Origin of the sequence: Pseudomonas sp. QTF5, from assembly GCF_000512695.2 — a bacterium.
Taxonomy (GTDB): Bacteria; Pseudomonadota; Gammaproteobacteria; order Pseudomonadales; family Pseudomonadaceae; genus Aquipseudomonas.
On sequence record NZ_AZRW02000029.1, the window covers coordinates 41557 to 60552 of the forward strand.

The 18996-nt window shown below is 56.5% G+C and carries 19 protein-coding genes and 4 pseudogenes; 10 read left to right on the forward strand and 13 right to left on the reverse strand.

Going from position 1 to position 18996, the window contains the following annotated elements; all coding sequences use genetic code 11:
• Positions 1-37: 37 nt before the first annotated feature.
• Positions 38-544 carry a hypothetical protein gene (locus IC37_RS20625; RefSeq protein ID WP_030131243.1) on the reverse strand — a complete coding sequence of 169 codons (507 nt, stop codon included), beginning with the start codon at positions 542-544 and terminating at the stop codon, positions 38-40.
• Between the two features lie 268 nt (positions 545-812).
• Between IC37_RS20625 and IC37_RS20630 the strand changes: the two are divergent.
• Positions 813-1049 (forward strand): annotated as a pseudogene (locus tag IC37_RS20630) (efflux RND transporter permease subunit); the annotation flags it as partial.
• A gap of 29 nt (positions 1050-1078) precedes the next feature.
• Here the strand turns inward: IC37_RS20630 and IC37_RS20635 are convergent.
• Positions 1079-1969, reverse strand: coding sequence for a LysR substrate-binding domain-containing protein (locus tag IC37_RS20635; protein ID WP_030131241.1), 891 nt, complete (start codon positions 1967-1969; stop codon positions 1079-1081).
• A gap of 128 nt (positions 1970-2097) precedes the next feature.
• Between IC37_RS20635 and IC37_RS20640 the strand changes: the two genes are divergently transcribed.
• On the forward strand, positions 2098-3495 hold the full coding sequence (locus tag IC37_RS20640; protein WP_030131240.1) for an MFS transporter: 1398 nt from the start codon (positions 2098-2100) through the stop codon (positions 3493-3495).
• 88 nt (positions 3496-3583) lie between these two features.
• Here the strand turns inward: IC37_RS20640 and IC37_RS20645 are convergent, their stop codons facing one another.
• From IC37_RS20645 to IC37_RS30650, 4 genes are read right to left on the reverse strand one after another with little or no spacing between them, the layout of a single operon-like run.
• A complete protein-coding gene (locus IC37_RS20645) occupies positions 3584-4126 on the reverse strand; it encodes a methylated-DNA--[protein]-cysteine S-methyltransferase (RefSeq protein ID WP_051414854.1) in 543 nt (180 codons plus the stop codon).
• Between the two features lie 60 nt (positions 4127-4186).
• The gene (locus IC37_RS20650) at positions 4187-5233 is read right to left on the reverse strand and encodes an LLM class oxidoreductase (protein WP_030131238.1); all 1047 of its coding nucleotides are present in this window, start codon (positions 5231-5233) and stop codon (positions 4187-4189) included.
• 22 nt (positions 5234-5255) lie between these two features.
• Positions 5256-5561: a glutathione binding-like protein gene (locus IC37_RS30645; RefSeq protein ID WP_256580769.1), complete on the reverse strand. Its 306-nt coding sequence runs from the start codon at positions 5559-5561 to the stop codon at positions 5256-5258.
• 29 nt (positions 5562-5590) lie between these two features.
• Complete coding sequence (locus IC37_RS30650; RefSeq protein WP_256580770.1) at positions 5591-5890, reverse strand: glutathione S-transferase N-terminal domain-containing protein; 300 nt, start codon at positions 5888-5890, stop codon at positions 5591-5593.
• Positions 5891-6238: 348 nt separating this feature from the next.
• Between IC37_RS30650 and IC37_RS31015 the strand changes: the two genes are divergently transcribed.
• A complete protein-coding gene (locus tag IC37_RS31015) occupies positions 6239-6502 on the forward strand; it encodes a hypothetical protein (RefSeq protein ID WP_371916339.1) in 264 nt (87 codons plus the stop codon).
• A 272-nt stretch (positions 6503-6774) separates the two neighbouring features.
• On the opposite strand, the gene IC37_RS20665 is transcribed toward IC37_RS31015, so the two are convergent.
• Complete coding sequence (locus tag IC37_RS20665) at positions 6775-7035, reverse strand: hypothetical protein (RefSeq protein ID WP_030131237.1); 261 nt, start codon at positions 7033-7035, stop codon at positions 6775-6777.
• 260 nt (positions 7036-7295) lie between these two features.
• Entirely contained in the window at positions 7296-7976 is a 681-nt protein-coding gene (locus IC37_RS20670) for an SOS response-associated peptidase family protein (protein ID WP_030131236.1), read from the reverse strand.
• A 315-nt stretch (positions 7977-8291) separates the two neighbouring features.
• On the opposite strand from IC37_RS20670, the pseudogene IC37_RS20675 reads away from it, so the two are divergent.
• Positions 8292-8741, forward strand: a pseudogene (locus tag IC37_RS20675) (MFS transporter); the annotation flags it as partial.
• Positions 8742-8750: 9 nt separating this feature from the next.
• Here the strand turns inward: IC37_RS20675 and IC37_RS31020 are convergent.
• Positions 8751-9283, reverse strand: a pseudogene (locus tag IC37_RS31020) (LysR substrate-binding domain-containing protein); the annotation flags it as partial.
• 155 nt (positions 9284-9438) lie between these two features.
• Between IC37_RS31020 and IC37_RS29585 the strand changes: the two are divergent.
• Complete coding sequence (locus IC37_RS29585; protein WP_256580773.1) at positions 9439-9534, forward strand: twin-arginine translocation signal domain-containing protein; 96 nt, start codon at positions 9439-9441, stop codon at positions 9532-9534.
• A gap of 143 nt (positions 9535-9677) precedes the next feature.
• Positions 9678-10391 (forward strand): hypothetical protein, encoded by a 714-nt coding sequence (locus IC37_RS20690; protein WP_256580774.1) that lies wholly within the window; start codon positions 9678-9680, stop codon positions 10389-10391.
• A 96-nt stretch (positions 10392-10487) separates the two neighbouring features.
• On the opposite strand, the pseudogene IC37_RS20695 reads toward IC37_RS20690, so the two are convergent.
• Both IC37_RS20695 and IC37_RS20700 read right to left on the reverse strand, forming a co-directional pair.
• Positions 10488-10835, reverse strand: a pseudogene (locus tag IC37_RS20695) (SOS response-associated peptidase family protein); the annotation flags it as partial.
• A gap of 24 nt (positions 10836-10859) precedes the next feature.
• The gene (locus IC37_RS20700; RefSeq protein WP_030131233.1) at positions 10860-11588 is read right to left on the reverse strand and encodes a hypothetical protein; all 729 of its coding nucleotides are present in this window, start codon (positions 11586-11588) and stop codon (positions 10860-10862) included.
• 91 nt (positions 11589-11679) lie between these two features.
• On the opposite strand from IC37_RS20700, the gene IC37_RS31025 reads away from it, so the two are divergent.
• Together IC37_RS31025 and IC37_RS20710 are read left to right on the forward strand one after the other, a co-directional pair.
• The gene (locus IC37_RS31025) at positions 11680-12000 is read left to right on the forward strand and encodes a DUF1652 domain-containing protein (protein ID WP_371916340.1); all 321 of its coding nucleotides are present in this window, start codon (positions 11680-11682) and stop codon (positions 11998-12000) included.
• A 126-nt stretch (positions 12001-12126) separates the two neighbouring features.
• Complete coding sequence (locus tag IC37_RS20710; RefSeq protein ID WP_030131232.1) at positions 12127-12405, forward strand: hypothetical protein; 279 nt, start codon at positions 12127-12129, stop codon at positions 12403-12405.
• 312 nt (positions 12406-12717) lie between these two features.
• Here IC37_RS20710 and IC37_RS20715 read toward each other — a convergent pair whose 3' ends face one another.
• Positions 12718-13158 (reverse strand): MerR family transcriptional regulator, encoded by a 441-nt coding sequence (locus IC37_RS20715; RefSeq protein WP_051414853.1) that lies wholly within the window; start codon positions 13156-13158, stop codon positions 12718-12720.
• 185 nt (positions 13159-13343) lie between these two features.
• The gene (locus tag IC37_RS20720; protein ID WP_033864930.1) at positions 13344-14390 is read right to left on the reverse strand and encodes a substrate-binding domain-containing protein; all 1047 of its coding nucleotides are present in this window, start codon (positions 14388-14390) and stop codon (positions 13344-13346) included.
• Between the two features lie 377 nt (positions 14391-14767).
• Between IC37_RS20720 and IC37_RS20725 the strand changes: the two genes are divergently transcribed.
• Positions 14768-17224, forward strand: a complete 2457-nt coding sequence (locus IC37_RS20725; protein WP_030131229.1) for a glucan 1,4-alpha-glucosidase — start codon at positions 14768-14770, stop codon at positions 17222-17224.
• A gap of 160 nt (positions 17225-17384) precedes the next feature.
• Complete coding sequence (locus tag IC37_RS20730; protein ID WP_095920373.1) at positions 17385-18608, forward strand: carbohydrate porin; 1224 nt, start codon at positions 17385-17387, stop codon at positions 18606-18608.
• The last annotated feature ends 388 nt before the right edge of the window (positions 18609-18996 follow it).

Consider the following 18996-nt stretch of genomic DNA (forward strand, 5'->3'; position numbering starts at 1 on the left):
GACCCACGATCTCGGAGCCAACCTCAAAACTAGAACGCTATCGGCCAAGCACGCTCTCGAACCAATTGCAGTCCTGAAACTGGGCAGTAAACTCAAGCAGCTCTCGGTTGATCTGGTCAACTGTTCCAACTATCCCGCTCTCAGCCAATGAATAGGCATCTTCGAAATAGCCGCACAGGCTAAGAGCGTCAGGAAAGTCGTAATTCGACCGAAACCAGGATTGGTACAGTCCTTCTGCTAAGACCTTTCCAAAATCAGGATCTACAAGGAGTTGTTCATGTGCCTTGGCGAGCACATAGGGCAATACCTCCGCGCGGCTCAAGGAGGGCGTCCCGACTCGAAGTAACTGACTTGCAACGTCGTACCGATTCGAGTCTCTCATCAGTGCAAGCTCTATCAGTTCGTAGGCCGGATTTTCTCGTGCAATGATCTGATCATCCGCCCATTGCACAATGTCCGAGACCTCAAGGACACGTAGCTCTAACGCTTCTCTTAGGTAAGCGATCTGGTCATCAACGCTGGGGCTGTAAATGTTCCTTGTCATGCTGCCTTCCCGATTTTCCTACCGGTAACTCTATCCTAATTCAGCGATGAAACCTTGTTGTCTGCTCCGAGAAAACGCAGGTGGTAGAGATTCTAGAAACCGTGCCAACTGGAAGGTCGGGGGGTGCAACCTGGTTCATTCCGATATACGTCGTCCTGTCGATCAGGTCGCCAAAAGACGAGTCCATGAGTAGCCTTCCGGGCAACATAACTTCCTGATGGTCTCCTGAGGATACGGCTCGGGAAGGTGTATTGGCCAGACGGTTACCGTCATTATGACCTCGATGGCCTTTATTCTCGGCGTGGTCCCGCTGGCGGTGGCCTCCGGGGCCGGTGCCGCCAGCCAACGGGCAATCGGTACCGGCGTGATCGGTGGCATGCTTGCGGCAACGCTGCTCGGTGTCTTGTGGGTACCGGTGTTCTTTGTCTGGGTACTGTCCATGGCGAGTCGCTTGCGAACGCGCCGTGCCCTGTTCACCGAAACAATAATCGAGAAGGGTGAGTGATGACCGCAGCTAACGCCGCGCCGCTTTCACTAGATCGTTTCCCGTGCTTCTTCCTGAATCCATTCCACGAACGCCTTGATCTCAGGCCTCTGCACGGCCTCCGGCCGAGTGACGATGTAATACGCAAATCTTGCTGGCCAAGGCTTGTCCATCACTTGCACAAGGCGGCCCGCAGCGATTTCCTCGCGCGCGTACTCCTGAGGTACTAAAGCCAGCCCCTGGCCGGCCTCTGCGGCGCGAATCAGCAGGAAATCATCTTCAAAGGCGGTACCCCGTTCGGCGCGCGGGTCTTTTGCGACGCCGTGTGCGGTGAGCCACAAGGACCAGTCTGCGCGATCGGAATCGTGCAGCAATGGGAAGTTCAGGCAATCCTCGGGCTCCATGAGTTCGGGGCTTGCGGCCACAAAGGCGGAACTTGCGACCGGCACCAGTATGGGCGCCATCAAGCGTGTGACATCCAGGCCAGGGTAGCTTCCCAACCCATGCCGCAGTGCCACATCGACCCGGTCCCGACGCATATCCACCACGGCGGAAGTCGCCTCGACGCGTACCTCAATGTGCGGATGCCGCAGGTTGAAACGGCCCAGCCGCGGCACCAGCCATGAGGCTGCGAACGTCGCGACTGTACTAACGGTCAGGGTTTGCCGGGATTTGATCTCCTCCAGGGACTGCAAGGCCACTTGCATTTGCTCGAAAGCCTGGAACAGCGCGGGATGAACGCTGGCCCCTGCTTCCGTAAGGCGCAAACCGCTCCTCTCTCGCGTAAAAAGCGCCATTCCGATTCGATCTTCCAGCAGTCGAATCTGTTGGCTGACCGCGCCTGACGTGACGCTCAAGGCTTCAGCGGCAGCTTTCATACTTCCTCGTTGGCCAACCTCAACGAAGGTTCTTAGTGCAAGAAGAGGCAGTGACGTTGCCATCGGCTTTAGTTTTCCTAAATGTTGTACGCAAAAATGATCGTTTCCGCTTACGAAGCGCCAACGCGATGATACATCGTGTTTAGAGGTACTAAGTTAATTTAGCAAAACTAAATCAAATGGGATGCACAATGAATAACCCTCGCTGGCGCCTTTGCCTGATATTGCTATGCACGACTCAATTCGTCGCACTGCTCGACTTTTCCATCACTATGATTCCGCTGCCGCAAATTCAGGAAAGCCTGGGCTTCACGCCTGGCGCCTTGCAGTGGGTGATCAACGCGTATGGTGTCGCCATTGCAGGTTTCCTTCTGCTGGGCGGGCGTGCTGCCGACATGTTTGGCCGTCGCCGTGTGTTCCTGATTGGCCTGGTGATTTTCACCCTCGGTTCGTTGCTCGGTGGTTTCTCGCAAACTCCCGCCATGCTGATCGCCACCCGAGCCATGCAAGGCTTTGGCGCCGCTCTGTTTTCACCGGCAGCGTTTTCACTGCTGCTGGCACTGTTTCCCGACCAGGCATCGCGTAATCGAGCGCTGGGTGCCTGGACGGCGGTGGCGGCGAGTGGCTTTGTCGCGGGCCTGATTCTCGGGGGGGGCATTACCGATGTCCTGGGCTGGCGCTGGGTCCTTTGGATTAATGTACCGGTCGGTGTGCTGGTGATCGCATTGTCAGGTTACCTGCCGACGGGCGAGCGTGACGTCGCCATGGCGGGCAGGCGCCTGGATATCGGCGGTGCCGTGTTGGTTGCCGGGGGCGCCGCGACGCTGGTGTTTGCGTTCGCCAACAGCGAGCACGTCGGGCTTGCGTCTCCAATCACCTTTGGGCTGGTTGCCCTGGCTTTGGGTTTGCTCGCCTTGTTCGTCTGGGTCGAAAGCAAGGTGGAATCCCCGTTGATGCCTATCCCGATTTTCTGGCGACGCATGACGGGGGGCGCGAACCTGGTGTCGCTGCTCGCGAACACGGCACTGGGCCCGACGTTTGTCGTCGTGGCGTTGTACATGCAGGAAGTCCTCGGTTTTACCGCGACCCAGACGGGGTTGGGGCTGCTGCCGATGGCGATTGCCTTCACCCTCTCCAGTGCCTGGGTAGGCCCGAGCCTGATCGCCAGGGTTGATACCAAGCCGGTCATTCTGGGGGGCATGGCGTTGTTCGTCTGTGGTCTGGCCCTGCTCGGCCTGTGCCTGGCTGTAGATACCTCCTGGGTCGGCTCTATCATTCCCGGCACGTTGCTGGCGGGCATTGGGTATGGCATCGCGTTTCCTGCCTGGACAGTAGCGGGTATTGAAGGCGTGGATGCCGTCGACCATGGCTTGGCGGGAGGCATGCTGACCACGACCCAGGAGGTGGGTTCGGCAGTTGGCTTGGCCGTGGGGGTGGCGGTGAGCATCGCTGTTTTGGCGGGTGGCGGCACTGAAGTACAAGGCTTCAGCTACGCCATCCTGGTTTCCGCCTGCATGGTGGTGGTCGGCGCTGTATGTGCCGCACTCATCTTGCCCGGCAAGGTCCAAAGCGTGGCTGTCGCAACGTAAGCTCACCCGTCAACCGCTGACCTGGCTCGCCCTCGTCTTCTGAACTGACGAGGGCGAGCTGCGGTAACGCGCCACAGCGACTGCCCAATCAGGCCGCCGGACCTTCCAGTTGTACTTTCCACGGCGGCACGAAGGCCAGATCGTCACGCGAAAACTCGGCTTCAAGCGCCAACAACCCTCGCTTCTTGTCCAGACCACCGCTGTAGCCGGTCAGGTGACCCGTGGCGGCGATTACGCGATGGCAGGGCACGATGATCGATATCGGATTGACCGCGTTGGCCATGCCGATAGCACGAGCGGAGGAGGGCTTGCCCATTGCCTTTGCCAACTCGCCATACGTGGTAGTGGTTCCGTAGGGGATCTCCCTGAGCAACGCCCAAGCTTCTTTGAGAAACGCACTGCCAGCGGGGGCGAGCGGTATGTCGAATGTTTGGCGGGTACCGCAGAGGTATTCACGCAATTGCAGGCAAACCGCAGCGGCAGACTGCTGATCCAGGATGGCGTCTCGGTATTCAGGCCTTTCGCTGAAATCGAGCCTTATCAGTGCACCATTTTGGTCAAGCAGCATGTGGATCATGCCCAGGCGGCTATCGAGATAGCCTTGGAACAGGTGCGTTTGGGCAATAGACATGTTAGCGGTCTCCGGTTACGAGGCTGAGCAGGGGAGTGCCCGCCGGGCACTCCAGGGCGCTTACCAGTGCTGAGGGAAGGGCAAAGGACCGCTACGTGAGGGGAACAGGGGCAGTACTTCTTCTGCCAGTTCCTGAAGAATCTCTTTTGCCGGGCGTTCTGCCATCTGGATGCCCAGTGCGGCGTGGTTAACGCCGGCATCGCGCCATTCGCCAAGCAGCTCGATCAGCCCGTTACGCCCGGTCTTGAGTACATACCCGCCCCGTAGCGGCGTGCGCGGGAAGTCCGGGTCCACCGCCAAATCGATCCATTCATTGGTCATGTGCGGACGGAAACCACCGCTCGGGATGTTGGCGCGCCAGGTGCGGATTTTTTCCGCCAGGCGGCGCGGCCCCATGATGTTCTGGGTGGAATCGGGAAAGGTCAGCCAACCATCGGCGTGTTCGCCCAGCCATTGCATGGATTGCCGAGAAGAGCCGGTAACGATCAGCGGAATACGGCCTGTAACGGGCTTTGGCAGCAGTTGTGCTTCGCTCAGGTGGCCAAGCGGCGAATGGATCATCGGCGCTTTTACTTGCAGTAATTGCCGAAAATAATCCACCGAATGGGCAAAGCGTTCACCGCGCTCGCTATGCTCGAGCCCATAGGCCGGGAACTCCACTGGGCGATCGCCTGATGCGATGCCCATCACCAGCCTTCCTCCCGACAGTTGGTCTATGGTCGCAGCGGCTTTGGCCAAGTCTATGGGGTGGCGTAGCGAGAAAATCGCGCTACCGGTCACAAGGCTGACCTGCTTGGTGCGTGCGGCAAGATAGGCAAGGTAAGTGAACGGATCAAACAACTGCCCCGCATCACCAAATGAAGGGTCGTACAGGGGGACATCGCGGACCCAGGTGGCGGCAAAGCCCAGCCGATCGATTTCACTGACTAAATCCGCCTGGCCGGTGAGTACCGACATATCACCTTCGTAAAACCGCAGCGGCAAGAAGATCCCCAGCGTCAGTTGGTGTTGCTCGAACATGCGGCGGTAGCCAGGGTGCCCGGCGAAAGTCGCGGCATCCGCTCCCCGGATCGATGAAGGCGCAATGTGCGTTACGTTTTCGCTCATACCAGTTCCTTGGTGGGTGGGGTTATGGGCCAGTCGCCGGGTGCGGCAGCGAAATGCCACGTTGCACGGCTGGACGCAGGGCGACGCGCTCATACCAGCCCGTCAGATGGCGATGCTGGCTGAAGTCGAAATGGATGATGCGGGCGATGTGCATCCAGCCGAAGGTGGCTATATCGGCGATCGAATATTCGTCGCCCGCCAGCCATGTGTGCTCTGCCAAGCGCTGATCGAGTGTGCTGAATGTCGATTCAGTCAATTCCCGATAGCGCGCGATGGTTGCCGGGTTTGTTGAGCTTTCGAATAACTCGAAATACACGCGTTGGCCCAACAAGGGTCCCATGCTTGAGGTATGGAACATCAGCCAGGTGATGACCAGTGTGCCTGCGGTTCCTCGGGCAACAGGCGAGCTGTTTTCTGCGCCAGGTAAAGCAGGATGGCGGCGGACTCGAACAGGGTTATGCCTGTCGCAGTGTCCATCAGTACGGGGATTCGTCCATGCGGGTTGAGTTGGAGAAAGTCAGGTTGACGGTTCTCTCCCTGCTCAATATGGACGTGCTTCAAGGTGTAGGGGAGCCCCAATTCCTCCAGGGCAATGGTGATTTTGAAACCGTTGGGTGAGCTGTCGGTATAGATAATGAGGTCAGGCGTTTTCGTCATTGTTTTAACCTTGAGGAACCACGGACTAGTCGAGTTGCTAATAGTCATGGTAGTCAAGAAAAAACGGGTTTAGAAACGATGATTTTTATTTCGTGGCATTAGTATTTCTAAATCATGATCGGGTTTTCACATTCGTATAGAAAATAGTGCCTTTGGAAAACTGCAACGCACTAGAAACAAACAGGTACTATTTATTAGTGGCGTTGCCATGTGCGGCAGCAGCGTGCTGAAAAAAAAAATAGTCAATTTCCGTTAAGTCCCCATTCGCGGGAAAGAGTCTACAAGTAAGAAGATGCCGTTAGTACGGTTACCACATCTTCTTCAAGGATGTGCTATGAGTCCAGCGGTGTGGAAGTTGGCCGGAGTGATGTTACTGACGCTGCTCACGGCTGGCAGTGTCTGCTCGCCGAGCAGGCTGGTCTGCATAAACACGATCTAACCGCCGTCAGCAACGCGGCTGCCGCCCAGGTCAGCGCGGATCAGGATAAGCGCTTGGCCTTCGAGCAGCGGCTATCGGTCAGCGAACAAATCCACTACAGGAAATTGAGCGATGCACAAAAAGACTGGGCACGCCTGCGCGATCGCCTTGCCACTTCTGATCTGCGGCTGTAAGCACTCCTTGCCTAGGATCCAGTCGGTGGCTGCGCAGTGCCAACCGATACCCAAACCAGCAGCGTGGTTCATGGAGGAGCGCGAGCCCGACTTGACCCAGCGCATGCTCAAAGAGTTGTCGCCATTAACGACGATTGCGACCAAGGATTGATCGCACTGGCGGCTTGTCAGACGTAAGTGCGTGAAAATTCTCACTGAAAGGGCATCTAATTAGTTGGTTTGTTCTATACCTTTTTTACAGCCAAGGTGCCTACAGGCACCTTGGCTGCTATTTAGGCTAGAGGATAAATAGCCTCGCCCTGATCCGTTACTCCGTTATTGTCAACTTTAATATTGCTACTGGCCTGAACGTAATACGGATATTGTGCTCCATTTTTTTGTAAAGAGAGAACAAAGCCGCGATCGTCAGACCGATCCCAGCTTTCGTTTTTGCCGTTAGCTATTGAAAAAAAACTCGTATCCCCGTCATCTCCCCACTGATTGATTGCAACTTCAATAGTGTGTGATGAGTTATTTGTAACGGTAATGCCCATATCTATATTCCTTTTTAGACTGAGAATTATCTGAACTGGAGCCTATTGCTTTCCAAGGATTGCGATATGCAATGCAACTAGGAGAGCCAGTCAGAGAAGGTATTGCGCAATCGAGTCTAGTCATTTCTTAATCGCGGATACTCGGTGCGGTTACATTTCAGACGATCGGTCGGATTTTCTACTAGTCACTACCAAAGCCGCCATTACCGCCAGGACTGATAGCATTGGCTGCGTGTCAGGCCTCACGTTAGAGAAGTGAATCACTGATGGGGGTTGATCAAGCTGCTTTGCTGATTTCGGACATTGCCCACAGCGCGATCGACCTTGTACCACTCGAAAGCCTCGGCGGGTTCTCTCTGCAGCAGCACTATTTGCTCGGCGCGCTCTTGGGGCGTAGCCGGGTCCAGCCATTCACAGGCCAGTACCGGTGAAAGCGTCACCGGCTGGCGGTCGTGAATATCCACCATGCCGCCAACGCTGTCGGCGGTAATAATCACGAAGCCATCGTGTTCGCTTGGGCCATGCTCGGCGTTTGGGTACTGGCCAATCGCGGCGCACAGGATCGGCGCCCGGTCTTTACGGCGGATCAGGTAAGGCTGCTTCTTCGGTCCGCCTTCATCGACCCATTCGAACCAGTTATTTATCGCGATGACTGCACGGTGTAGCCAGATCGCTTTGAAGAACGCTCCGTGGGCGACTTTCTTTACTCGGGCATTGATCGGTGCAGCTCGGTCTTTGACCCAATGCGGCCGCCATCCCCAGCGAACCATGTCGGCTCGCAGAAACTGACCTTCCTGGTGAAAGAGGGCGAGCTGAGTGGACGGCGCGGCGTTGTAGAGTTCGAAAGGCTGATCGCCTGCATAGTTGATCAGGGCGTAGGGCATGCTCAGCGCTGCGACGAAGTCGTGAATGCTGCTGTATTGGGAAAGTCGTCCACACATGGGGGTCAAGTCCTCCACCAGTGCTTTCAGCGTAGTCCAGCCCCCTACTGCATAAGGACGAAACGTTACCTGCGCGTGAAAGGGTAGCCTCCAGTGCCGATTCGGACTCGAACGGGTAGTGTCCGACCTGCTCGCCATTGGCGGGGTTGATCGAAATGGCATGGGTAAGGCTGGAAACGTTCGTCATAACACCGTCCTGCGAAGTGAGAATGAATGCGCAGCGCCGAAATAAAAGTGCCGCCGTTGAGTCAGGTCGCGCGCGCCAATATGGATTGCGCGCGACCAATGACCGGCGCATCGACCATTTGCCCATCCAGCTTGTTGCAGGGACAGGGCTACTCGCTTGCCGCCACCATCGGACTGAGCGCGTTGCTGGGGCCGAGCCAGGTAGGCTCGCGTGTTCTACAAGTGTTTTCGCGAAAGCGACACCCGATCTGGACGACGTTGATCTCCGTGGTATTCGTGGCAATCGGTCTGCTGTTTGTGACCCTCTTTCCGGCAATGACCGCACTGGGTCTGGTGATCTATGGCGCGGGTAATGGTTTGCGTGCGATCGTTCGAGGTCTGCTGCCACTGGCCCTGATGTCGCCCACTCATTACGTGTTGCTAATGGGGCGCATGGCTCGGCCTTCGCTCATTGGACAAGCCTTGACTCCCCTTGCGGGCGGTTACCTGTTGCAAACCTGGGGTGCTGGCGGTGTGCTTGCGGGTTTGAGTTCGCTGGCCGTATTGAATGTGCTTTTGGTATTTTTGCTCATTCGGCTGTATGAATTGTCAGTCGTGCACGCTGCTCAGGTACTCGAACAACTTGGCCGCTTCCGGGGTCAGTTGCGCCTGACTCGCAACCCCCACGAACAAGGTGCGATGAGCCCAGTCATCGCTCAAGTCGACAGCAATCAAGCGTGTACCGAGCAATTCGGCACGCACGGATGACAACGGCAAGATCCCGATCCCCAAGCCTGCTTCGATCATGCGGCAGATGCCATCGAAGCTGCTGACCTGGATCCGGACCTTGAGGATCTTGCCCGCACTCACGGCGACATCGGTGATTCTGCGCAGCAACAACTGCCTTGGTTGAGCGCTACATAATCGAAGCCAAGCGTGTCGGCAAAGGACACGCTGCGCTCATTGGCCAGTTCATGTCCAACGGGCACCAGGAGCACGAGTCGGTCGTCACGATAGGGCAGTTTGTACAGACCCTCAGCGGATACGTTATCGGCCAAAATGCCGATGTCGGCACGGCCGTTTTCCACGGCTTGAATAATGGGTTCGCTGAGTGCTTCTTCCAGCCCGATACGCACGTTCGGCGCGCACAAAAACGGGTGATGGTGACCTGCTGCAATGCATCCAGCCCGCGAATGATGCGTGTGGTTGGCAGCGATAGCAGGCAGGAGGCAAGAGCAAAAGGATGAGACGGACAGGAGCATTTTCATCAGGGCCACTTTCCATCACCGAGACAATAATGAAAAATCGCATCGACCTTTCACGCCGTACATTCCTCAAGACTTCCAGCATTCTAGCAGGCACCGCAGCGCTGGCGATCGGCGTCTGTAGATAGCCCTCTCAATTTTTCGCCATTTCTTACTTACCGAATATTCCTACATTTTTCCTTCAGCGCTTTTGTTAACGTATTGCCCTCATTTGACGGCGCTCAGTGAAGGCTGTACGTCGACTTTGCCAGGAAGGAAGGGTAGGAAGGTGATGGATTACTCACTCGCATTGAAGGTTATCGATCAGGAAAGAACTGAATCGCTGCGTCAACGAATGGATGACGTAGGGTGTGTGTTCGAATTTGTGGTTGTCGCTCCTGAGGAAGACTCATTGATCGATGAAGCAATGCATCGACTGGCTCTGAATGCACTGTATGAACAGATCATGGCCAGTCAGCTTGATTGGCATCGAAAGCTGATCTTGAAGCTCCCCAGCGCGAACTACCCAGAACCCAGCATGACTTGGGCTTTGGATAGGGCTATTGCCACTCCTTTAAGTCGAGCAGAAATCCGGAAACTGACATCGACCGAAGTCTATCAGCGAGGCCCGCTGGCGCTATATGGTCATTTTCGCGAACCTCTCTATCTCGCCCAATTTGAGGGCGGAGAGGCGGAGGCTGAAGCGCTGTTTCGCGAGTGGCTCGAATTGCTCGGCCTTGAAGATCGGGACGATGTGGTTGCTCTCAATTGGGTCAAGGGAGTTAAGGGGAGCAGTAGTGGGTTGTTTGATAACGACAACGTTGCCTCCAGACGTGAGACATGGAGTGACTACTTCGATGCAAGGTTGGAATGTTGGGACATTTGGTGTCTGACCTTCTGGAACCCGCGACGTCGTACGTTGGGAGCATTAGCTGCCAGTGCAACGAAATGTACCAGGACCCTGGAGACTCTTGCGACAGGGCAGGTTCATGAAGTCGAGGCTTGAACTGTCGGTTTTTTCGGTTCGGTTTGCTGCGACTAATGTCTGCAAAGCCAACACGGACAAGCGTGTTTTGATGTGTGAAAGGACAGTCGCATTTTCAGGCTGCTTTTTCGGTCCGCTTTCATCAACCCATTCGAACCAATTGTTGATGGCGATGATTGCCCGGTGTGGCCAGATCGCTTTGAAGAACGCTCCGTGGGCGACTTTTTCAACCCGGGCATTGATCGGCGCGGCGCGGTCTTTGGCCCAGTGCGGCCGCCATCCCCAGCGCACCATGTCGGCACGGAGAAACTGACCTTCCTGGTGAAAGAGGGCGAGCTGAGTGGTTGGTGCGGCGTTGTAGAGTTCGAAAGGCTGGTCGCCTGCATAACTGATCAGGGTGTTGGGCATGCTGAGGGCTGCGACAAAGTCGTGAATGCCGCTGTATTGTGAAAGACGTCCGCACATGGGTCAGGTCCTCCGGCCGTGCTTTCAGCGTAGTTCAGACCTCGGCTGCTTGATGACGAAGCCTTGGCCGGAGCAGGCAGAGCACTCGTCTCTTCGGTCAAAGCGGTCGAGACAAGCGGGGCAGGTTCTGAACCTGGCCAGATCCATAAACGGCCGCATCTTTTCGTAGGAGTTCAGGTCGCGGTCTTCCAGCGCGACCTGCGCGGCGTCGATCAGGGCGCGATACATATCGGGGTCCTCGATCGGCTTGTAGATGACCCCGAGAATCATCCGCCCCGTCTCGATGAGGTCGAAACATCGACCATCGGATAGGGTCAGCGTCAGGCCTTCGATGCGTGCAGTGACACCCGATGGGTTGAAAACGAGATTTGCTCCGCGGCTGTCGCTATAGATCTTGCCGTCGTAGGTAGTTCGAACTTCGTCCTCGTTGTCCTTTCTCGCATGGAAAATGGTCTGCCTGATTTTCCCGAGTATCAGGGCACCATCGCAGGCCACGACATCATAGGACGATGCGCCACTATAGCGGACAGGATGGCTCTGCAGTTCTTCCGCGGCATGCCAGTACGCAGCGTTGGCCATTTCATTCATGTCGTATCGCTCGAGCGCGTTGATCAGCCCTTCGGCGACCAAGGTGGAGGCCATGGAATGAAGGTGCTGTCTGTGCGCCTCGGGGTTCTGCATTCGAAAGTCGTGGTCGTCGAGGGTCGAGCGCCATTGCTGAAGTCTCAACGCTTTAGCCTGGTCGAAATTCATGAGGACGGGTTCGCTATGCGCATGCTGGTTGTATGTACAGTAATTGAGGTTCGATGATGGTGACGAGGATGACGCGACGAGCTGTAGGGTTTTGGGTGGTGTACGGTCGGCAGGATGTCAGATAGGAGTCAATTGGTCGTTTCCTGCGCCAGCTGGTAAGGGGGTATCTATTCTTAATAGATGGGAGTCCGCTGACTCTAAGGACAAAATTGATGATCACCCGTTTGAGCTACGCCACCTCATTGAGTGTAGTTTCCTGCCTCCTTCCGGTAGCTGTACCGTCAACCCTGATGGATCGCTGACGATCAAGATATTCGACCCAATAGCCGGGTGCGTCGAATTACTGGTCACAGGAGTGTCGACTGCGAACCTGGTGTCCAGTCAGCGATTGCCAGTCTGGTTGACGAACTGAGTAGCGAAATGGAAGCCAGGAAGATAGCTTTCGCGTGATGGGGCAGGTCGAACCTGTCTCCTTATACGGGACGGGCATTAACTTTTACATTCAACACAGTTATGCGTCAGCGTGTCGGAGGCGCATATGACCTATGACGTGAACATTGATCAATACTGCCTACAATGCGAGGTGACTTCGTTGCTGGATGTGCCACCCGATCCGTGGGCCACCACCAGCGATTGGGACGCCTATGGCTATCGGGAACTGGAGTTTCGAGTGGTATCGGGTCAAGTGTATGACGACAACGGTATGACCAGTGACGCCGGGCGCAACGCCTGCGCGGCACTCGCCGAACAATATGCCGAGTTCATTGAAGAAGAACTGTGGCGGCAAATTGAGGCCGAGCGACAGGATGTCGCTTGAATCCCGTTTGACCACGGTGGGTTGTGAAAGGGCAAATCCCGCTGAGATGGCCGGTATTGGTTTTTGTCCGGCCTTCGCGACAGGCTGCTATTGGCCGAGGCTGTGTAAAAACGTTTTTGAGCGCGTCAGGTACTCAAAACCGGACTGGAAATCGCGCTTCTACGCGAAATCCACATCTGCTGACGTGCCGATAAACTTCAGATTTAAAGTAGACGCGCACACTTCAATTTTGGCGAAGCGTTTTTACACACTCTGGGCCGACAACGGCCTGTCGGGAAGGGCTGCAATCGACCCAAAGCAGACATCATGTGTCTAGCAAATCCGGAGCAATTCACTGATGTGGAAATCAAATCCGGCCATGGGCTTTCGGGAAGAGTTGTTCAGCTGCTGAAGCTCAAGTTGCTTGGCAGCACTGGCTTCGAGGTTTGCACGCTCTTCATCCAGATAGCGATAAATGCTTTGGAAGTTGGCGATTTTCTGTTTGATTTCTGCCATCTTCTTTTCAATTAGCTTAGCGCCGTCAGCACAATCGATCAGCTTGTCCCGCTGCGCATCCAGAATCTCGCCTATTTCCCCCAGGGAAAACCCCATGCTTTGCGCGCGCTGGATAAAGTCCAGATCCTGCAGAGTTTGCACTGTGTAAACGCGATAGTTATTAGTTTGCCGCAGCGGTGAGATCAGGCCGATTTGCTCGTAGTAACGCAGCGTATGGCGGCTGGCGCCGCTGCGGGCCTCGAGTTCGCGGATTTTCATGAAAACACCATGATAAAGAAATCTACGTCTCGAATGACTCCGTGCACCAACGAACTCGGTAATCCAATTCTTGAAGCAACTTAATCACCTGTCGCGTGCCCCAGAGTTTTGCTGACAGCCAGTAGTAATCCAGCGGTTAGACCTAGTCCGGGCTTCTATCTGTGGATAACTGAAGGCAACAATACCTATACACCAGGTGGAGTTACTGTGGTACGGATGTTAACTGGGCAGGGGCCATCGGAGGTGCCGATTTTCAAGGTAGGCTGCCAAAGTACCTGAAGGTTTTCAGGTGATTCGCCGTCAAGCAGTGCGAGCATCAACTCTATGAGTTTCTTGCCGACAGTGAGAGGCTCAGATGATTGGAGGGCGGTGATGTCGTATCCCATGAATGCGTCTGGCGGCAGACCGTCATGGACAATGATCGACATTTCGTTGCGCAACTCGACCCCCGCGTCGATGAGTGCACGCAGGGCGCCAGCGCCGGAAGGAGGGTTATCCACAATGACTGCGGTCGGTCGCGGATTGCATGATAGGAGGCGAGTCATGGCCTCGTAACCTCCGGCACGATCCAGGGTGCCTTCCACCATGTACTGTTGTTCTATCGGCAGATGCGCATCACTCATCGCTTTGAGATATCCCTCGCGGGCTTGCGTCACAAAATACAGATCCTGTGGTCCGCTCAATAGAGCTATACGCTGGTGCTTAAGGCTAACTAGACGCTCCACAGCCATGCGCAGACCTGCCGCTGTGTCGAAGTCGAGCCAGGCATGTGGCGCAGGAAGGGTACTCCGACCGTAGGCAACAAACGGGACGCCTTTCTTGGCGAGATAAGACAACCGTGCATCATTCAATCGAGTTCGGGCCACAACCATCCCGTCTATGCGTCGTCCCTCGATCATGCGTTGGTAGGTGCGGATCTCATCGGTTTTGGAGGCTGACGCGAGCATCAGATCCATATCCGATTTGCCCAAGGCTTCGGTCATGCCGGAGACCACTTGTAGGAAATAAGGGTCGTCAAGGTCATGGATCATGAGCGGATAGATGATGCCGATGGCATCGGCGCGACCGGTAGCCAATCGACGTGCCACAGGGCTGGGGCGATAGCCCGCAGCAGCCGCTGCGTTCACGATTCGATCGCGGGTTTTCTCGCTGACATCCGTGTAGCCATTGAGTGCGCGACTGACCGTTGTCTGTGACAACCCCAGCTTGTTGGCAAGTTCTTTGAGATTCATACGACGATGATTGACCTGGAAGGTAAGAGCGCTGTGTGACTGTACTGAACGCTATAAATTTTGGGCTTTCTCAAATACTACATTCCCCGCCTGCATCCTCAAAGCGCTTTGCCTGGCGCAAACGGTGGCCGTGGTTATTCGCGGACTGCCAGTCGCTGGCGTATTCCCAACCTTTTCAAGCACCGATTACGCACGGAAAATTTCTCTTGTGTCTTGTAAAAGCTTGGTATAGTCTTTTTTCCAAAGCGCTTTGGATGATTAAAAAGCGTCGATCTAAACAATCAAAAGCGCTTTTGTTTGGCGTGTTGGTTGCAGCGAAAAAAATAAAAACAAGTTGGAGACATGCCATGCCTAAGACAGCGAGAAGGGCCCCGGTTATGCAGCAGCCAGTAAGATTCCGCAAAACACTGCTGGGCGCCATGATCGGTACTCTGATCATCTGCCAGAATGCGAGCGCCGAACCGCCGAAAGTGGCCCCAGGTGCCCCGGGCGCCGCGCCGTTCTGGTCCTATTCGGGCAAGACCGGTATCGGCACCTCTTACGAGCAGTACAAAGACGGGCAATACTCCACTGAGGCGGCCACCGGCGAGGTCTCGAAAGTTTGGTTCTCCCTGGCCAAGGGCGTCGTCACCGAAACCATGTTCGGGCTGATCCACGAAGCCCAGCTCAGGGAGCTGCAACTGGTCGTCCAGGGGCCGGACTTCGTCGATCTGGAGACCGAAGACGTCGACAGCGAAATCAGCTACCTGTCGGTCGACAGCGAGGGACGTCCCAACTCACTCGCCTACAAGATCGTCAACCGCGACAAGCAGGGCCTCTACGAGATCGAAAAGCACATCTTCACTGATCCCGACGCCAACGCCTTAATGATTCGGGTAATCTTTCGCAGCAAGGACCCACGCATCAAGGTCTATGTGCACGTCGATCCGGCCGTCGGCAACGACGGCAGTGGAGACACCGCCTTCGTCGACAATCAGGCGCTATACGCCCAGCAAGGCGAGACGACCTTGGTGGTCAAGGCCAGTCGGCCCCTGGAACGGCCCACTGTCGGCTTCGCCGGGGTTTCCGACGGTCTGACCGACCTCAAGGACGGCACCCTCGACAACCTATACGACAGCACAGGACCATCGCAGCCCGGTAATGTCGCTATGTTGGCACGTCTGCCCCAGACAGGCACCGAGACCACGCTCGATCTGGTCGTCGGCTTCGGCCACAGCCGCCAGCAGGCCGACCAGGCCGCAGACGCCACCTTGACGCGCGGCTATGCCAAGGTACTGGCTCACTACAACGGCGAAGGCGCGGCGATTGGCTGGCAGGATTACCTGCAATCCCTGTCCTCCCTGCCGGCCATGTATGCGCAGAGCACTGACAAGGGCAAGCTGCTAAACGTTAGCGCCATGGTCCTCAAGGCGCAGGAGGACAAGAGCAACGCCGGCGCGCTGATTGCCTCCCTGTCCAACCCCTGGGGCGAGACAGTCCCGGCCACCCAGGGCACCACCGGCTATAAGGCGGTCTGGCCGCGTGACTTCTACCAGTGCGCCATGGCCCTGCTGGCCCTCGGCGATAAGCAGACCCCGAAGGTCGCCTTCGAATACCTGAAGAAGGTCCAGGTCACCGCCGATACTCCGACCATGCAGACCGATACCTCGTCCAACCATGAGCAGAAGCAGGGCGGTAAGCCAGGCGCGACCGGCTGGTTCCTGCAAAAGACCCACGTCGACGGCGAGGTTGAATGGGTCGGGGTCCAGCTCGACCAGACTGCCATGCCCATCATGCTGGGTTACAAGCTGTGGAAGGCTGGGGTGCTGGACGACACTCAGATCAAGCACTGGTACCAGAGCATGCTCAAGCCTGCGGCGGAGTTCCTGAGCGAAGGCGGCAAGGTGAAGATGGGCTGGAACGACTGGAAGGTCGTCCCGCCGCAGACCCAGCAGGATCGCTGGGAAGAACAACCGGGCTATTCGCCCTCGACCACCGCGGCGGTCATCGCCGGCCTGGTCTTAGCCTCCGAAGTCGCGACTCAGACGGGGGATGGCGAGGCGGCCAAACGCTTCCTGGCCACGGCTAAGGGTTATTCGGACAGGGTCGAGAAGAGCATGTTCACCCAGAGCGGCAGCTTCGGCGACGGACGCTACTACCTCCGTATCACCGAGAACGACGATCCCAACGAAGGCAAGCCCCTGCTCGACAACAACAGCCGTCCGGGCCTGCCGGAGAGCCAGATTCTCGACGCCGGCTTCCTCGAACTGGTGCGCTACGGCGTTCGTCCGGCTACCGATCCGCACATCGTCAGCAGCCTGGACGAACTGGATAGCCAGGAGCTGCCCGGAAACCTGAAGGTCAAGTACGACTTCACCTTCCCTGGCGTCGAGGGCGTGTTTCCCGGCTGGCGCCGCTACGGCAACGACGGCTACGGCGAGAGCGAGGTCTCTGCCATCAACTACCCAGCCACCGGAGTACCTGTGCCGAACTCCGGATTGCGCGGCCGCGTCTGGCCGATTTTCACCGGCGAGCGTGGTCATTACGAGCTGGCCCGCAGCAAGGGCCAACTGCCGCCGGGGGTCAAGGCGTTGAGCGCCGAGCAGCTTGCGCAGCTTAAGAACACCTACGTCAAGGCCCTGGAACTGTTCGCCAACGACGGTCTGATGCTGCCGGAACAGGTCTGGGACGGCGTGGGCAACAACCGCCGGCACGGTTACGTGAAAGGTGAAGGCACGGACACCGCCACCCCTCTGGCCTGGAGTCACGCCGAATACATCAAGCTAGTCCGCTCTCTGACCGACCAGGCAGTCTGGGACCACTATCCCGTCGTCTCGGAAAAGCTCTCACACTGACTTGAGCGAGCATGGGCGCCAGGCTGCGTGTGCACCATCGCTTGGCGCCATCCACCCGCAACAAGAAAGGTTTCCATATCCAAACATGCCTCCGACTGCGTGGGGGCTTTTTGCGCGCAGGTTTTGCTGGATGAGCACAATAAAAATAATGGGGTGGCTCTTGAAAACAACAATAAATCTCAACCTTGTAGTAGCGGGCGTGTGCCTGGCATTACCACTGTCGGCCCAGGCGCTGGAATTCGCCGGTTACTTGCGCAGCGGCGTGGGAACCTCGGTCAACAGCAGTTCGCAGTCATGCTTTCAATTGCCCGGGGCGCAGTCGAAATACCGCTTGGGCAACGAATGCGAGCAGTACGCCGAACTTGAATTGCGTCAGGATCTGCACACGCTGGACGATGGTTCGGTGCTCAGCGTCGACGGCATGGCATCGCTGTATAACCAGTACGACAAAGACCTGACATTCAACGGCGATAACGGCTCGGTGCGCCTGCCGCAGCTGTACGCACAGTGGTCGAACATGCCCAGCCTCAATGGCGGTTCGTTGTGGGCCGGTCGGCGTTATTACAAACGGAACGACATCCATATTTCCGACTTCTACTACTGGAACCAGAGCGCCACCGGCGGCGGTGTCGAGGACGTGCTGATCGGTGATCTGAAATACAGCTACGCCTTCTCGCGCAAGGACAACCTGTACCAGAAGGACTACATCAACCGTCACGATTTCAACGTCGCCGGCTTCAACACCAACCCTGGCGGCGAACTGGAATTCGGCCTGAGCTACATCGACAAACCCGACAGCCGCGACGCTCATCGCGGTTGGGCGATCACCACCCAGCATGTGCAGAAGGGCTTTCTGGGCGGCAAGAACAAATTGGCCTTTCAGTACGGCGAAGGGCCCGGCACCGGGTTGGGCTATACCGGTAACGTGAAGCTGGACGACAGCAGCAAAAGCTACCGGGTGGTGGAGTTCTTTGATTGGCAAGTGACGCCGCGTTTCGGCGGGCAGGTCGAAGCGGTCTATCAGAAAGACATTCGTCCGGACGGCGCCGACCAGAACTGGATTTCCCTCGGGATTCGTCCGGCCTATGCGATCACCGAGCAGTTCAAGCTGGTGACCGAACTGGGCCACGATCAGGTCGAAGCCACAGGCGGGACGCGCAAGCTGAGCAAGTTCACCTTCGCCCCGACCTGGTCGCCCAAGGGCCCGGAATTCTGGGCGCGCCCCGAGGTGCGTTTGTATTACACCTATGCCAGCTGGAACGAGGCGGCCAAACGGGCAGCCAATGAACTGGCGGCGGGTTCGGCGTTGTCCGACACCGGCGCTTTCGGCACGGCGCGACACGGTGCGAACGTCGGGTTGCAGGTCGAGTATTGGTGGAAATAAGCGCCGCATAACCCCGTAGGAGCTGCCGAAGGCTGCGATCTTTTCTCTTGGGCTCACTTGAGTATCAAGCGGAAGATCAAACCTGACCAAGGCCAGTATTGCCCTGACGAGTGGCATCTTGGCAACTCCCGAAGTGGCTCGTCGGCGGGGGTGAAACTGGAGTGGTGGTAGCTCAGATGTGTCCTGAATAAGGTCCTCGATAAAAAAGATAGAAGTGCGCTGGCACTCACGAAATAAAACTTCATGGCTTATAAAATAAACGTTCACTGGTGCTTTACCTGAAATACTGAAAGCAGTATTCGTTAAACAGTACCGTGATGCTCAAGTGATTAAGAAGTGTTTTCCATCTTGCGACTCACGTAACAATATAACTGATGCGCATCGGTAG